The organism is Duncaniella muricolitica (genome assembly GCF_910574735.1).
GTDB classification, from domain to species: Bacteria; Bacteroidota; Bacteroidia; order Bacteroidales; family Muribaculaceae; genus Duncaniella; species Duncaniella muricolitica.
In genome coordinates this window covers 1-15,860 of sequence record NZ_CAJTCF010000004.1, presented here as the reverse complement: position 1 = coordinate 15,860, position 15,860 = coordinate 1, and the positions used below count along the sequence as shown (strand labels likewise).

At 55.3% G+C, this 15,860-nt stretch carries 12 protein-coding genes; 1 reads left to right on the top strand and 11 read right to left on the bottom strand.

Annotation, left to right across the window (positions count from 1 at the left end; translation table 11 throughout):
• Nucleotides 1–105: 105 nt before the first annotated feature.
• The 9 genes from QGT73_RS01400 to QGT73_RS01360 form a co-directional block, all read right to left on the bottom strand.
• Nucleotides 106–2,082 carry a toprim domain-containing protein gene (locus QGT73_RS01400; RefSeq protein WP_280121109.1) on the bottom strand — a complete coding sequence of 659 codons (1,977 nt, stop codon included), beginning with the start codon at nt 2,080–2,082 and terminating at the stop codon, nt 106–108.
• Nucleotides 2,083–2,152: 70 nt separating this feature from the next.
• Nucleotides 2,153–3,256 carry a glycosyltransferase gene (locus tag QGT73_RS01395; RefSeq protein WP_280121108.1) on the bottom strand — a complete coding sequence of 368 codons (1,104 nt, stop codon included), beginning with the start codon at nt 3,254–3,256 and terminating at the stop codon, nt 2,153–2,155.
• Nucleotides 3,253–4,053, bottom strand: coding sequence for a LicD family protein (locus tag QGT73_RS01390; RefSeq protein ID WP_280121107.1), 801 nt, complete (start codon nt 4,051–4,053; stop codon nt 3,253–3,255). The genes QGT73_RS01395 and QGT73_RS01390 overlap by 4 nt, the downstream gene beginning before the upstream one ends.
• A complete protein-coding gene (locus QGT73_RS01385) occupies nt 4,040–5,092 on the bottom strand; it encodes an NAD-dependent epimerase/dehydratase family protein (RefSeq protein ID WP_280121106.1) in 1,053 nt (350 codons plus the stop codon). The genes QGT73_RS01390 and QGT73_RS01385 overlap by 14 nt, the downstream gene beginning before the upstream one ends.
• 20 nt (nt 5,093–5,112) lie before the next feature.
• Complete coding sequence (locus QGT73_RS01380; RefSeq protein ID WP_280121105.1) at nt 5,113–5,841, bottom strand: IspD/TarI family cytidylyltransferase; 729 nt, start codon at nt 5,839–5,841, stop codon at nt 5,113–5,115.
• 35 nt (nt 5,842–5,876) lie between these two features.
• Complete coding sequence (locus QGT73_RS01375; protein WP_280121104.1) at nt 5,877–7,409, bottom strand: lipopolysaccharide biosynthesis protein; 1,533 nt, start codon at nt 7,407–7,409, stop codon at nt 5,877–5,879.
• Nucleotides 7,410–7,507: 98 nt separating this feature from the next.
• Nucleotides 7,508–8,767 carry a peptidase U32 family protein gene (locus QGT73_RS01370; protein ID WP_280121103.1) on the bottom strand — a complete coding sequence of 420 codons (1,260 nt, stop codon included), beginning with the start codon at nt 8,765–8,767 and terminating at the stop codon, nt 7,508–7,510.
• Nucleotides 8,764–9,978, bottom strand: coding sequence for a pyridoxal phosphate-dependent aminotransferase (locus QGT73_RS01365; protein WP_280121102.1), 1,215 nt, complete (start codon nt 9,976–9,978; stop codon nt 8,764–8,766). Before QGT73_RS01365 ends, QGT73_RS01370 begins: the two co-directional genes overlap by 4 nt.
• Before the next feature lie 38 nt (nt 9,979–10,016).
• On the bottom strand, nt 10,017–11,168 hold the full coding sequence (locus QGT73_RS01360) for a GlmU family protein (protein WP_280121101.1): 1,152 nt from the start codon (nt 11,166–11,168) through the stop codon (nt 10,017–10,019).
• 277 nt (nt 11,169–11,445) lie between these two features.
• On the opposite strand from QGT73_RS01360, the gene QGT73_RS01355 reads away from it, so the two are divergent.
• Entirely contained in the window at nt 11,446–12,111 is a 666-nt protein-coding gene (locus tag QGT73_RS01355; RefSeq protein WP_280121100.1) for a hypothetical protein, read from the top strand.
• A 142-nt stretch (nt 12,112–12,253) separates the two neighbouring features.
• On the opposite strand, the gene QGT73_RS01350 is transcribed toward QGT73_RS01355, so the two are convergent.
• A complete protein-coding gene (locus tag QGT73_RS01350) occupies nt 12,254–13,621 on the bottom strand; it encodes a DUF5723 family protein (protein WP_280121099.1) in 1,368 nt (455 codons plus the stop codon).
• Nucleotides 13,622–13,657: 36 nt separating this feature from the next.
• A complete protein-coding gene (locus QGT73_RS01345; RefSeq protein WP_280121098.1) occupies nt 13,658–15,448 on the bottom strand; it encodes a hypothetical protein in 1,791 nt (596 codons plus the stop codon).
• Nucleotides 15,449–15,860 lie beyond the last annotated feature (412 nt).

Sequence of the window (15,860 nt, the reverse complement as noted above, 5' to 3'; positions counted from 1 at the left end):
AAAAAGATTGTCGGATTGAATGTCAAATTGAATAAATGCGGCCCGATGCCTGAGATTAACTACTTTAACTTGTTACTCCTTTAACTATAAGAGTAACTATAAGAGTTATAAGAGTTCCGAATCATCCTCCACCACAAGGTTGTCGATGATAAACTCCTGTCGTTCCATAGTGTTCTTACCCATATAAAACTCCAGCAGCTCGTCGACCGCATCCTCCTTGCGCAGCGTCACACGGTCGACCCTCATCTCTGGTCCGATAAATCCGCGGAACTCATCGGGAGAAATCTCGCCCAGACCCTTGAATCGCGTAATCTCGGCATTATCGCCCAGCTTGGCGATAGCCGCCACGCGCTCCTCGTCGGTGTAGCAGTAATAAGTCTCCTCATTGCCCCCCTTGCGTCCCGCACGCTTGGCGGTCTTGGCGTTGCGCACGCGGAAGAGAGGTGTCTGCAACACATACAGGTGGCCTTTCTTGATCATGTCGGGGAAAAACTGCAGGAAGAACGTCAGCAGCAGCAGCCTGATGTGCATGCCGTCGACATCCGCATCGGTCGCGATAATCACATTGTTATAGCGCAGACCGTCGATGCCCTCCTCGATGTTGAGAGCCGCCTGAAGCAGATTGAACTCATCGTTCTCATAAAGTATCTTGGCCGGCACCCCGTAGGAATTTTTAGGCTTGCCTCGCAGCGAGAACACTGCCTGGGTCTCCACGTTGCGTATCTTGGTGATCGACCCGGCGGCCGAGTCACCCTCCGTTATAAATATCGACGACGCGCGCTTCTTCTCCTCGTCACCCTTGGGATCGTTGAAATGCACGCGACAGTCGAGCAGTTTCTTGTTGTGCAGATTGACCTTCTTGGCCTTCTCGCGCGCCAGTTTGGTCACGCCGGCCATAGCCTTGCGCTCGCGCTCGCTCTCCTGCACCTTCTTGAGTATTATGTCGGCTATATCGGTGTTGCGGTGCAGATAATTGTCGAGCTCGGTCTTGATGAAATCGCCCACAAACTTGGCCACTGTCGGCCCCTCGGGACCAACATCGCGGCTGCCCAGCTTGGTCTTGGTCTGCGACTCAAACACCGGCTCCTCCACCTTGATCGACACCGCGGCAATCATGCCGTTGCGTATGTCGGAATAATCGAAGTCACGCTTGAAATACTCCTTGATGGTGCGCGACACCGCCTCCTTGAAAGCCGTCAGATGCGTGCCTCCCTGAGTGGTGTGCTGGCCGTTGACAAACGAGTAATACTCCTCGCCGCGCTGGTTGGCATGCGTCAGCGTCACCTCGATGTCATCGCCCTTGAGATGGATGGGCGCGTAGAGAGGGTCGACACTCATGTTGTCGCGCAACAGGTCGAGCAGACCGCCGCGCGAGATGTATCGTTTGCCGTTATAGATAAGTGCCAGCCCCGTGTTGAGATAAGTGTAATTCTTGACCAGCGGCACTATATACTTGTCCTGAAACTGGTAGTCGCGGAAAATGTCGGCGTCGGGTGTAAATCTCACAAGCGTGCCCGACTGCTCGTCGGTGTCCACCAGTCCGCTCTCCTCGATAATCTCGCCGCGGCTGTAGAGCACACTCTTGGCCTGGCCGTCGCGCACGCTGCGGATGAAAAACTCCGTCGAGAGCGCGTTGACAGCCTTGATGCCCACGCCGTTGAGGCCGACCGACTTCTTAAACGATTTCGAGTCATACTTCGCGCCTGTATTCATCTTGGACGACACATCCACCACCTTGCCCAGCGGGATGCCGCGGCCATAGTCGCGCACGGTCACCGTGCCCCCCTCCACGTCGAGGGTGATCTGGCGTCCGTAGCCCATCATGAACTCGTCGATGCCATTGTCGAGCACCTCCTTGATAAGCACATATATACCGTCGTCAAAGTTGGAGCCGTCTCCAAGTTTGCCGATATACATGCCCGGGCGGCGGCGTATATGCTCCTTCCAGTCGAGGGTGCGTATATCATCCTCGCTGTAGTCCACCACCTCCACCTCGGCCTCGGTATCGTCGGCACCCGGCCCGGCGTTCACCGCTCCGGCGGCATCAAAAAGGTTCTCGTCAGTAAAATTCTCGTCACTCATGGGCTAAAATGCTTGTATATTGCAAAGATACAAAAAATCCCGCTCAATCCAAAAATCACATGCCGATGTGTTACACAAGCTTCTCTATCTCACTGATAATCGCCTCGCTGCCAAATCGCAGCGATTGCTTGTGAGACATCCCGGCATAGTGGTCGAGCAGACCGGGGTCTTGGATGAGCGTCTCCACTCTGTCGGCAATCTCGCTGACGTCAAATGATGTGAGTATCCCTGTCCCTCCGGCAAGCAGTTCGTCCGAGCCTGTGATGGCTGTCGAAACTACGGGTTTGTCAAGACAAAGTGCTTCGCACACCACTGTAGGGTAACCCTCCGTGTCGGATGTCAGCAAGAAAATATCGGCAGCCTTGAGATAGGGATAAGGATTTTTTTTAAATCCGAGAAATCTGATTCTGTCATCGACCTCAAGGCTCTTTGCGAGCTGTCGGAGTCTGGACTCAAGCCGGCCTGTGCCGAGTATCCATACGGTAAAATCCAGCCGTCGCCGTTTTAGCTCCGCTGCTACTTTTATCAGACGGTCGTGACGCTTGGGCTCGGCGAGCCGTCCTATGTTGCATATGGTGAAGCCGGTGCTGTCGATGCATTCCTCGCCGGCTTTGGCGATGATGGCATTCCTGTCGATGATGTTTGGTATCACATGGAAACGTCCGTTCAGGCCGAGTAGGTCTTTGAAGGCCTCTTTCGCTCCGGCTGACACAAATACTATGCTGTCCATGCGACTATATATGTCACGCTCCTCTCCCGGATTATAAAAGGTTGCAGTCCAGGGGTTGGTGCGGAAATTTGTATGCACCCACGAGATGTTTTTGCCGGCACGTCCCATCAGAAACGAGTGAATCAGCGTCGAAGGACCTTCGAGAAATGATATTATCGTGTCATATCTTTGCCGTCCTACGGCACGCAATGTCTGAAATTTCCATAAGGCTCTGCGGAAATGACGCTTATAGAGCAGGTTGTGCTTTATGAAAAACGAATTTTCACCGTTGAGAGCGATTAGCTCCACATTATCGGGCAAATCGCTGATATTGGGACCGGTGGCGTTGAGGAGCAGCAGCGAGACGGCATATCTTTTAGAGTCGAGATTGCTCAGGAGGGTCGTGAGTACCTTTTCGGCACCCCCTCCGCACATTGACTCCATTATAAACAATATACGTTTCATGCCTGCTCTTTCCACCATACTTTGTAGGGGTGTTCCGACACCTGTTGTTCTTTCGGCGGGAGTTTCATATAGTCGCCATAATGTTTTGTAAGATAGGCGTCCCAGTCAGCTATGGCCATATATTGCCGCCCTTCAAACGGTAGTGTCACATATGATGTGAACACCGGTTGCTGCATGTGTTCCTTCTCTCCATAGCTGCCGCAGATGGCTCCGGCATAGTCGGAGGTGTCGAAGTCATGGGAGGCGGTGAGTTGCTCCAGCGCGTCGAGTGTCTTGTCGCGTGATGGATATTTGAGCTTCTTCAGGTAATATTTCAGCAGCTTCCACCCGCTTAAACGATATGTGCGTGTGTTGTTGAGCAGGTTGTGGTGTAATGTCTCTATTGTTGAGATGTAGCTTCCCAGGGCGTCGGGTGCCGGCAGACCGTCAATGGGAAATATATCGATTGCCACTCCGTTGCGCAGGCGGTCGGCCTCTTCGAGTACGGTGCGTGTGTCGTAGATTTTTGTAAACATCAGTATGCATGCCGGGTCGAGCCTCGCGTTCTGCATGGCCATGTGTGTCCCCTCGCATTTAAATTCCCGAATGAATCTCTCATAGTCGGGTCGTGGGAGCATGATGTCGATGTCATCGTCCCAAGGTATGTAGCCCTTGTGGCGTACGGCTCCGAGCAGTGTGCCTCCTCCGAGAGAGTAGCGCAGCCCGTGTTGCCGGCAGAAGTCGTGGACTGCGTCGAGAATATCGAGCTGGAGGGTGCGTATCTCGTCGATTGTCACCGGGCGTCTATTGTCTGTCATATTCAAAACTTTTCAGGGTGCGTGTTATGCCTTCCCGAAGTGAAACCATGGGGATGAAACCGAGGGCTGTGAGCCTGCTGTTGTCAAGAGCCACGCGCCGGTATGTGCAGTAGCCGGCCTGTGATTGCCGGCCGCTGAACCGTACTTCTATGCGGTGTCGGTCGCAGCACTCGCAGATGATACGGGCTATCTCTCTGATTGGGAGCGGCTCGCTTTCGTTGGACAGGTTGTAGGCTGTGCCGCTTTCTCCTTTGATGGCCAACAGAGCCAGAGCGGTCGTGGCGTCAGATATGTAGCAGAAGGCTCTGACGGCATCGCCGCTACTGTTGAGGGTGATGTCGCGGCCGCTGATGGCGTCACCGATAAAGTCGGCCATCACACGTCCGTCGTTGTCGGTTTTCATGCCCGGACCGTAGCAGTGGGCTATGCGCGCGCTGATGCTTTCCACTCCATGTTGCAGGTGATAGGCTCGCAGTATGCTCTCGGCTGCACGTTTGCTCTCGGGATAACATGAACGGTTGTCCATAGGGTCGAGACTTCCGAAGGTGTGTTCCGACAGTTGCGGGAGGTCAAGTGCTCCGTAGACCTCGCGCGTGGAGGCGAATATCACACGAGCTTTCTTTTCTCGAGCAAGTTCCATGACATTGAATGTGCCGGTGAGATTGCTCTGCAGTATGCCGACGGGGTCAGTGTTGATGAAACGTGGCGATGCGTTGCCGGCAAAGTGATATATGTAGTCGAGCGGGCCGTCATATGCTATGGTGTGTGTGATGTCGCTGTCGATTATGCCGAAGTATTCCCGGCCGATGAAGTCGGCATAGAGCGCGCGCGTCTTGTCGGCCGAGCGGGTTAGCACCACTGTCCTGACATCGAGGCCGAGCTTGTCGGCCATGTAGAGAAACAGGTAGGCCATGTATGTGCCGAGCATCGAGTTGGCCCCCGTCACGAGTATGGTCTTGCCATCAAAGGCTGCCGTGTCGATGCGCGAGCATATCTCTTGCAGGTCGCGTTGGACTATGGGGTTGGTGTATGTGAGCATAGCGTGTCAGATGGCTGGTGTCAGAATCCGAATATCTGCTGATTTTCATGCGCTTCGGTGATGGCACGAAACATGAAGAAGTCAGACGGTGTGGTAATCTTGATGTTTTCGCTTGGCCCTTCGGTCAGAGTGAGGCTATGGCCGTAGTGGCTCATCATGGTGCAACTGTCGATAAAGTCGTTGTGTCCCTGTGCGATGGCCCGGCGATGGGCGTCGAGAATGTCGGGCAGCATGAAAGTCTGCGGTGCGCGGGCTATCATTGAGTCGGCTCTGGACGGGATGGCGTGGGTGCCGTCGGGGTTGGATATGACAAATGTCTCGGTGGCCGGGACACAGGTGATGCAGTTGCCGTGGCGGTGGCCTTTTTCGATATTGTCGGTGATGGTCTGCTCGTTGATGAGCGGGCGCACCCCGTCATGGATAAGCACGAGGGTGTCGGAGATATCGCCTCCGGCGAGGCGTTCGGCTTCGCACAGTCCGTTGTATATTGATGCCTGGCCAGTGTTGCCGCCTGTCACGATGCCTTTGACTTTCGTGATGCCGAAGTGGCGTATGGTCCGTTCGAGAAAGGGTATCCATCCGTCAACGCACGACACTATAATGCCGTCGATAAGCGGATGATTGTCAAAAATCTCGAGCGTGTAGATGATGACAGGTTTCCCGTTGAGTTCGAGAAACTGTTTGGGGCGCGACTGTGCGTTCATTCGTTTGCCGATGCCTCCGGCAAATATTACGGCAATATTCTTCATGGCGGTATTATCTATCGGTGAGACTCCCCCTCGGGTTATATGAGTTGTAGCTTTCCTTTTATAATTGATGACAAGGCCGAGCGTTCGGTGGCGGTCAGGGCTATGAAATATGTTGTCGGGACGAATACAAGCATGGCGATGGTGTAGGAAGTGATCAGCCTGATCCATCCCTCCATGCCGAAAACTGAGACCGCATACATGGTTATGGCCATGACAAGTGTGATGAGTGAGACCGGCAGGATGACGCCTGTGGCAAACATTCTGACCGAGTATCCAAGCAGCCGGCGAGCGAAAAGCAGCCGGGCTATTATCAGCACTACGTCTATGCCGCATTTTACGGTCACGACTGATACAGGCGACATTCCGGCATACAGGCACAGCCATGACAGGATGAACACCATCGAGATTATCAGGCTCATGGTGATGTGATAGGTCTTGATTTTACCTGTGGCTGTTATGGATGTCCACAGCGGGGCCATGAGCGACTCGAGCAGCATCCAGACGATGAGTCCGATGCACAGCGGTGAGGTGTAGGGTGGCACTTCCTTGAGCCATACTGCCAGCAGGAAATCGAGGTTGCAGAACAGAGGGCATACAATCAGTAGCAACAGCAGATAGGAGACTCGTGACGCGCGGTAGGCCAAGGTCTGCATCAGACCGAGCTCTCCCGAGGAGTAGTATTTCACTATCTGAGGATTGAATGCTACCTGAAAGTTGGTGACAAACTGGTTGATGGCTACGCTCACCTGGGTGGCTATGCCCATGGCTGAGTTGACTGCGACGCTGCAGAAAGCGTTAAGCAGTATGTTGACTCCGTTGGTGGCTCCCATGGTGGTCACTGAGCTGAGGAGTGTCCATCCGGAGAATGAGAGCAGCGAGCGGAAGGCTTTGATGTCGCGCGGCAGACGAAGACGGATTGCGCTGAATTTCAGATGACAGAACGCTATGATGCAACATGTGATGATGATGCTCACGGCGAGCTGGTTGAAGGCGTAAAGCCGGAGTTTGTCGACCGAAAAATATATTAGCGACAGGGCGTTGCCAAACTTGAGTATGACATCGGCCACGCTCACGTAGGCATAGAAGTCCATCTTCTCGTGAGAGAGTATCAGTGACTCGAAGGGGGTGCGCAGCAGCATGACCACGAGAGAGATGACCGACAGGTGAAACACCCATTGTGCCGCCTCGCGGCTTTCGGGCGGGATGTTGAGCCTGTTGTCGACATACCATCCGCCGACAATCTCGATCACTATCACCAGCAGCAGCGCGAGAGCAAGATACACGATGAGCGAGGTGTTGAAAATCTTGCTTATCTCGCCCCCGTCCTTGCGTCCGAGCTCGTAGCTGAAGAACCGTTGTGTGGCGGCGGTGAGCGGTCCGCTCACAAATGTGAACATTACTATGACTGAGCCTACAACATTGTAGATGCCGTAATTGTCAATGCCCAGAGCATCAAGGACTATGCGCGATGTATAGAGTTGTACTATCATCGTGATGCCCATGCGCATGTAGAGAAACAGTGTGTTTCTGGCGATTCTTCGGTTGTTTGACTGTATAGTTGCGGCCATCGGTATGATAACGTGACAACCGGCTCAAAAATTATGTATCAGAGGGGATATTTATTCTGCTTTGCGGCAGGATGTGAGTCGCGGTTGGTGGAGCTGTGTCAGGGCTTGGGGTCGGCGGGGGTGGTGTCCTGCCAGAGATACATGCGGTCGGAGGGGCGGATTTTGCGGGGGACGCGCAGTGAGAAGCTCTGGCCTTTGGTGACGACGGGCACGGGGTCGTAGTCGAGACGCAGTTCGCCGGCTTTCATGATGATGGCTCCGGTGTCGGTGCCTGTGATGACGATTTCGTCGTCGGGGTGGAGTTCGCCGGCTTCCATGAGAAACTCGCCTACGCCGAGACGTGGGAAGTAGCGTACGCCTTTGGCTATGTAGCGTTTGACTTTTGTGGCTGAGGAGCCGTATTTTGAAGACCATTCGCCGAGCCGCTGTCCCATGTAGTAGCCGTCCCAGAATCCTCGGTTGAAGACGCGTGAGAGCGATGTGTCCCAGCGGCTTATCATTTCGTCGGAGTAGGTGCCGTCGCAGATGGCCTGAATGGCTTCGGAGTAGGCGCGTACGGTGAGGGCTACGTATTCGGGGCCTCGGGCGCGTCCTTCGATCTTGAATACTCTGACGCCGGCGTCAATCATTTTGTTGAGGAAGTGGATGGTCTTGAGGTCTTTGGGCGACATGATGTATTTGTTGTCGACCTGTAGCTCGTCGCCTGTCTCGATGTCGGTGACGCGATAGCCTCGGCGGCATATCTGGGTGCATGCTCCGCGGTTGGCACTGGAGTTCATCTCGTGGAGGCTGAGGTAGCATTTGCCCGAGACGGCCATGCACAGCGCGCCGTGGCAGAACATTTCGAGGCGTATGGGCTCGCCTTTGGGGCCTCGGATGTCTTGCTCGGTGATGGCCTGGTGGATGGCTGCGACCTGGTCGAGCGAGAGTTCGCGCGCGAGCACCATAACGTCGGCCCACCGGGAGTAGAATCTGACTGCTTCGGTGTTGCTGACGTTGACCTGGGTGGAGATGTGGACTTCGACTCCTATGCTGCGGGCGTAGTCGATGGCAGCTATGTCGCTGGCTATGATGGCTGTGATGCCGCTCTGGCGGACGGCGTCGATTACTTCGCGGCATTTGTCTATCTCGTTGTCATAGATGATGGTGTTGACGGTGAGATAGGTCTTGACGCCTGCGGCGTCGCATATGGATGCGATGCGTCGCAGGTCGTCGAGGGTGAAGTTGACTGATGAGCGGGCTCTCATGTTGAGGCCTTCGACTCCGAAGTATACGGCGTCGGCTCCGGCTTCGATGGCGGCGTGGAGCGATTCGTATGACCCTACGGGGGCCATTATTTCAAAGTCTGTCCGTTTCACGCGTCTTGCCGGTTATAGGTTGAGCCGGGGTAGGCTTTGAGGGCTGCTGCCAGGATTTTCATTGCTTTGGCAAGGTCTTCTTTGTTGAGGACATAGGCCATGCGCACTTCGTCGCGTCCCATGCCGGGGGTGGTGTAGAAGCCTGAGGCGGGTGCCATGAATATGGTCTCGCCGTCAAGGTCGAAGTCGCTCAGACACCACTGGCAGAATTTGTCGGCGTCGTCGACGGGGAGCTTGACTACGGTGTAGAATGCGCCCATGGGTATGGGGGTGTAGCAGCCGGGTATTTTGTTGAGCTGGTCGATGAGGAATTTTCTGCGCTCGACATATTCGTTGTAGGTGGCGAGCATGTATTCGGCTGAGGTGTCGATGGATGCTTCGGCTACTATCTGGCCCAGCAGGGGTGGGCTGAGGCGTGCCTGGCAGAATTTCATGACGTTTTTCTTCAGGGCGGGGTGCTTGGTGATGAGTGCGCCGATGCGTATGCCGCATTCGTTGTAACGTTTTGACACGGAGTCGACAAGCACTACCTGTTCCTCGATGCCGGGGAGGTGGAAGGCTGAGATGTAGGGCGCGCCTGTGTAGCAGAACTCGCGGTAGACTTCGTCGGAGAAGAGGAAGAGGTCATATTTCTTTACGAGGTCGCGTATCTGCAACATCTCTTTCATTGTGTAGAGATAGCCTGTGGGGTTGTTGGGGTTGCAGATGAGTATGCCTTTGGTGCGGGGGGTGATGAGCTCTTCAAATTTTTCGACAGGGGGGAGGGCGAAGCCTTCGTCAATGGTGGAGGGTACGGTGACGATTTTGGCTCCGGCTGAGATTGCGAAGGCCATGTAGTTGGCATAGGCGGGCTCGGGGACTATGATTTCGTCACCGGGGTCGAGGCATGCCATGAAGGCGAAGAGTACGGCTTCGGATCCTCCTGTGGTGACGATGATGTCGTCGACGTCGACGTCGATGTTGAATCGCTTGTAGTAGCCTTTGAGTTTCTGACGCAGTGAGAGCAGACCGTCGGAGGGGCTGTATTCGAGCACGTTGCGGTCGATGTGCTTGAGTGCGTCGAGGCCTTCGCGGGGGGTGGGTACGTCGGGCTGGCCGATGTTGAGGTGGTATACTTTGGTGCCGCGTTGTTTGGCCTGGTTGGCCAGGGGCACGAGGCGGCGTATGGGGGAGGCGGGCATCAGCTCGCCGCGTTCGGATACTTGGGGCATTGTTTTTTCCTTGTGTTAAGAGGTTGGATGTGGGGGCGTTATTGCTGGCTGTAGAGAGAGTAGAGTATGTCTTTGTCCATCTGTGTCAGCTCGATGTGGCGGCGCGCCATGACTTTGGCGGCAGTCTCGAAGAAGGCGTCCATGAAGACGGGTTTCATGCCGGCTGTGGAGCCTTGTGTGAAGGAGGGTATGAATGTGCGGGGGAAGCCTGCGCCGTAGAAGTTTACGCCTACGCCTACGGTGGTGGCGGTGTTGAACATGGTGTTGATGCCGGCCTTGGAGTGGTCGCCCATGATGAGTCCGCAGAACTGGAGGCCTGTGTCGACAAAGCGTCCTTGTCCCATGCTCCAGAGCTTGATGGTGCCGTAGGTGTTTTTGAGGTTGGAGGCTGTGCATCCGGCTCCGAGGTTGCACCATTCGCCGATGACGGCGTTGCCGAGAAATCCGTCGTGGGCTTTGTTGGAGTAGCCGGTCATGACTACGTTGTTGAGCTCTCCGCCTACTTTGCAGTAGGGGCCGAGTGTGGTGGCTCCGTAGATTTTGCCGCCCATGTTGACGACTGCGTGTTCGCAGAGTGCTATGGGGCCGCGCAGACAGGCTCCTTCCATTATTTCGGCGTCGCGGCCTATGTAGACGGGGCCGTGCTTGACGTTGATGGCGGCGGCTTCGACTGTGGCTCCTTCTTCGATGAAGAGGTCGGCGGGGTCGCCTATGAGGGTGCATGTGGTGCTCAGTGGCTGTGAGGTGCGTCCGGCTGTGAGGTCGGCGAAGTCGCGTCGGATGGCTTGGTCATTGAGCATGAAGATGTCCCATATGTTGTTGATGGCAAGTGGAGTGCCGGTGTATTCTGTCTTCGGGCCTTCTTCGCGGTAGCCGCGTCGGGCTATGACTTCGCCGCCGAGGGTTAGCTGCTCGCGTGGCTCGAGGGCGAGGATGGCTTGGGTGAGCTGCGGGTCGGGGTGTATGTTGGCAGCGATGTAGAGGTCGTTGTCTTCGTCGGCTGAGACGAGGGGGTATTTGATGCTCAGGTAGTCCTGGGTCTGAAAAGAGTAGTTGCCCGGGATGGCGCGTTGCCATTTTTCGAGCATGGTGGTGATGCCGTGACGTATGAGAGCCACGGGGCGTGTGTAGGTAAGCGGGAGCAGGTCGGTCCGCGCTTTTACGGGGTCGAAAAGTATGATGTTCTGCATAATTTGGGACTATGCTTTTTGAGTTTTTTGCTTGTGGAGATGAGTCTCTGGCGTGGTTGAGGTCAAAATATTTGTCTCACGGCCAATAATTTCGCAAAATTACAAAAAATCGTCCGATATTTTTTCATTCGCGGGCTGAAAATGTTGCCGGACGGTGACTGTATGCGGCGTTATCGCACCTTTTTTTGAGTTGCGAGGGGGTAATTTTGTGGTGTCATTCGGTGCGGGTGTCATGCGCTGAGTGTGTTTTTCTGATTTTTTTTACGTATTGATTTGTATGAATAAGGATTTTGTCAAGATGGTTGCTTCGGCGGCTGATGTGAGGGGGCTCGGGCGTATCGGTAAGGTCGCGCTGGGGGGTGTTTTTTCTGATCTTGTGGCTATAGGTGCTTCGGGACGGATGGCTGCGGGGGTGTTTATGGCTACGGTGGTGGCGGTGTATTGTTATATCGCTGATGCTTCTTATGTGCCCGGTGATGATGTGGATGCCGAGGTGTGGGAGATGTTTAAGGTTCGTGTCGACAGGTGTGCTGCGCGTTCGGCTGCGGCTCGGCTGAGCTGGGAGCGCAGGCGGGCCCGTGAGGCCCGTGAGGTCCGTGAGGCCAGTGAGGCTGTTATGGGCCAAATGGGGCCAATGGGGCTAATGGGAGAGGCTGAGGTGGCTGCTGATGCTGCGGCCGGGGCTGAGGAGACTGCTGATGCTGCGGCCGAGGCTGAGGTGGTTGTGCCTGAGGAGCTGTATGAGGATGTCGTGGGGAAGGTGATGTGCGGGCTGCCTTATCTGGATGAGTCGAGGAGGGTGGATTGCAGGTGTATGTCGGTGGAGGTGATTGCTTATGACTGGTTTTATGAGAGGGGGTTGCGTGATGATGGGCTGATGAGGGCTGTGGAGGGGTTTATCGAGGAGGTGGCTCGCAGATGCCGGCCGCGGACGGGGTGGTAGGGGGGATACAAAAGGACAAAAGTCTCATAAGAGACAAAAGTCTTAATTTTTTCAAGGCCGTGAGGCAGTAGCTGCCGGCTATCTTAGATTAAAAACTTTTGTTTCTTATGAGGCTTTTGTCCTTTTGTATCTCCTCTGTGGATCAGAAGGGGAAGTTGAGGCCGAGATTGAGGTTGAGGTTGGAGTTGAGGGGGACGCCTTGCTTGGCGAGTTTGCCGGGGATGTGGTCGGAGGCTACGAAGAGATTGAAGCCCGGGGCTTTGAGGTTGACGATGCATCCGAACGAGGGCCCGAATGTGCCCATGCCTACGTTGACGCCTGCGGAGATGAAGCTGACTGGCTCGATGTTGGCCGAGAGGCGGAAGTCGGTCCAGGTGAAGGGGCCGTTGAAGCGTGTGGTGCTCAGGAATCCGAATTTGGCGCGACGGTAGACGGGGAGTGTGTACTGTGCGGCGAGGTTCATCGTGGCTCCGATGCCTGAGAGGCGGCTGCCTGTGTCACCGAGGTCTTCGAGCTGGTAGAGCATGGTGAGGTTGTCTTTAAACTTGTCCCATGTGTCGTTGTTGTCGACGTTGAACGAGTAGTCGTCGGTCACTACCTGCTGCAGTCCGTTGGTGGAGGCTACGTGGTTGTTGTCCCATGAGATGCAGCCGAGGTCGAGGAGTGATGCCGAAAATTCCCAGTCGTCGTTGAGTCGGTAGACGGCTCCGAGGTCGATGGCCACGCCGTAGCCGCTGATGGGTGAGAAGTCGTCGATGTTGACTCCGTTGACATAGTCGCGGCGTGTGTCTTCGTTGTATTTTGTCTCGTAGCTGATGTTTTTGAGGCTTGTCTGAAGCTCGGCGTCGACGCTGGCTATCCAGGTGTCTTCGCGCAACCGGAGGTCGGCTGTGCGGATGTCGGTCTGCATGGAGCCTACGCCTGCGAGAAGTTTGAGAGTGGCTCCGACTGAGAGGCGGTCGTTGATGCGGTGGGAGTGTCCGAGTGCTATTTCGGCCCATGCGGCTCCGCGGGCGTTGAGGTGGGAGAGGTCGTAGGTAGTGTTTTGGAGACCTTCTTTGGCCAGGCGGAATATGTCTTTGGGCAGAGAGAGCCCGATGTCGGCGCGTGCGTTGACGCTGAAGGTGTTATAGCCACCCATGCCGCTGAATCCGAAGGCGAGGACTGTCTCGCGGAGGTTGATGCCGAGGCGGTTTTTGTCTTTGAGTCCGTCGAGGACTTCGTTCGCGCTCACGCCGGGGTTGAGGAGTGTGGTGGTCTTGCCGTTGACGTTGTAGAGGATGTGGCTGACGCCGATGGTGCCGTTGGTGGCGAGGTTGAGGTTGCCGAGTCCGGGCATGGCCACGAATCCGTGTCCTTCGTTGCCGAAAGCGGGGTTGGACTGGAAGCGGTAGAGATAGTTGTCGTCAAAGTAGCCCGACTGGAGGTTCTGGGCCGAGGCGCATATGGGGAGCATGGCGATAACCGCTGCCATACCACGTGCGGCGATAGATTTTATGTTGTGTATCATCGTTGTAGTTACTGAAATATTAGGGTATGGAAACGGTTAGAGTTCGTCGATGTAGAAGCCTGAGATTGTGGCTTTGATGCCTGTGAGCGATATTGTGGCGTCGGGACGGAGTGTCACGTCGGGGCGTGTGACTTTGGCTGTGGCGTAGTAGCGCACTCCGTCGATGGCCCGGATGGTGCCTGTGGTGGCGAGGCTCAGGGGTGAGGTCTCTCCGGCTTTGACGGTGACACTGCCGAGGCTTACGGGTGAGCCGGTGTGGATGTCTTTGCACTGGTTGCCCTGTGCGTCAACGGGATAGCCTGAGATTACGATGTCGAAGGGGAGCGAGTTGGTGATCGAAGCGTTGATCTTGAGGGTCTCGATGGTGATTTTGTCGATTGTGTCGTCGCTCCATCCGTCAGTGGTCTCGTCATAGACGATGGTGGAGCCTACGCCGAGGTTGAGGGGGGCGTAGAAGTGATATGAGCCTTGGATTTTGTCGAGGGTGTTGGGCACGGTAAAGTTTCTGACTTCGCCGGGGCCTGCGCATGGGTCGTCAAAGTCTACCTCGATGGATGAGGGGAGTCCGGCTCCGCTGAGCACGTTGCCGAGTCCGTGATAGAGCACCGGTGTGGCTCCGGCATACTCGGCGAGACCTCCTGCGGCCGAGGGGTCGGGGGCGAGGCAGAAGCGGTAGGGGCCGGCTATGCCGTTGTCATGTCCGATGACGATGCTCTGGCCGGGGTCGAGCGAGTAGGGCTGTCGCGAGCCGTCGTTGCGGCAAGCGGTGAGTGTGAGTCCGCTGCTTGCGTCAAGGCCATAGCCGGCCATGGGGTTGTTGATGGAGAGGTAGAGACGTGGGTTGGAGATGGTTATGTCGGTGCCGTCCTGCTGCAAGAGGTCGGGAAGGTCGTTGAGCTGCACGGGGTCGACGTTGAAGTCGGTGATGGCGTAGCGTATGGTGCCGTCGATGGATTTGACCTGGATGTCGTTGCCGGTGGGGGCGAGGGTGAGTGTGGTCTTGGCGGGGACTGTGGTGGCCGAGCTGTTGGTTACGGCTACTACGTTGCCGCCCTGGATGCCGATGGTGCCGTTGAGTGAGAGTGTTCCGGGTGCGAGTCCGTCGGCCGAGGGTGTGAAGGTGTATTCGGCGGGAGTGAGGCGCGAGAAGTCAATCTCGTCGACGCGTATGGCTACGCTGTGGGTCATGGCTCCGGGGCTGAGGGTGATGTCATCGAGGGTGATGACGCCGCCGTTGTTGGCATAGTCGGGTGTGTGGAGGCCGGCGGGGAGTTTGAGCGATACTCCGCGGAAGGCTACCGACTTGAAGGCGTTGGCGGGGTTGGCGACCGTGAGACGGACGTCGATGGTCCAGTCGACTCCTATGCGGGAGAGGTGGCGGATGCTTTTGTCGACTGAGGATGTGGTGTAGTTGAATGTAGTGCTGAATCCTGTGATGCCGTAGGTGAATGTGGCTTCAATGCCCGGGACGGGTGTCACGCTGCCTGTGCCGTCGCCGAGCAGCACTATGTTGGCTGTGGTCGGGGGGATGGTGGGACGCGAGAGGGTTACGGCGTTGATGGTGATGGCGTCGGAGCTGAAGTCGCAGTCGACGCTTACGGCGTAGATGCCGTCGATGTCCTTGACAACGCTTTCTTCGTCGAGGTCGAAGATGTTGGAGAGTGTGATTTCGTCAAGGTTGACGGGGATTACGAGATTGTTTACTTTGATCTCGGCTGTTGTGTCGATGTCTTCGAGGTCGTAGCTGTCATCAAAGCATCCTGTCAGCGGCAGACATGAGACGGCCACGGCTGTAGTCAACGAAAGTCTTGAGAGTAATTTGTACATATGTCTATAAAATGATTGGTATCAACAGGTTGGGAAGGTGTATATTCACGTGCCTACGGGGAGGGAGGTGTCAGCAAAAGTCGTTAAAAACATGCCCACGGACATGTAAGTTACTTGTGTAGTCGGGATATATACAATAAATACACTGCAAAAATAATGATTTTTTTGCAGTGTATAACAATTTTTTGATAAAAAAGCGGGGGGGAGAGTGAGGCTGATTGAGCCGGATGGGAGGAGAGAGGGGATGTTTTAGAGGTTGTTTAGTAACTACTCAGGTAGGTATGCCGTACTCATATTATGACGAAACAATAGCAGCTTAACGTTCAATTATCACTTCGCATTTGACGCTCATAAAAGCTATTGAATATCAAGAAAATAAACATTATTTTACTTGCATATTTGTTTTTTTTTT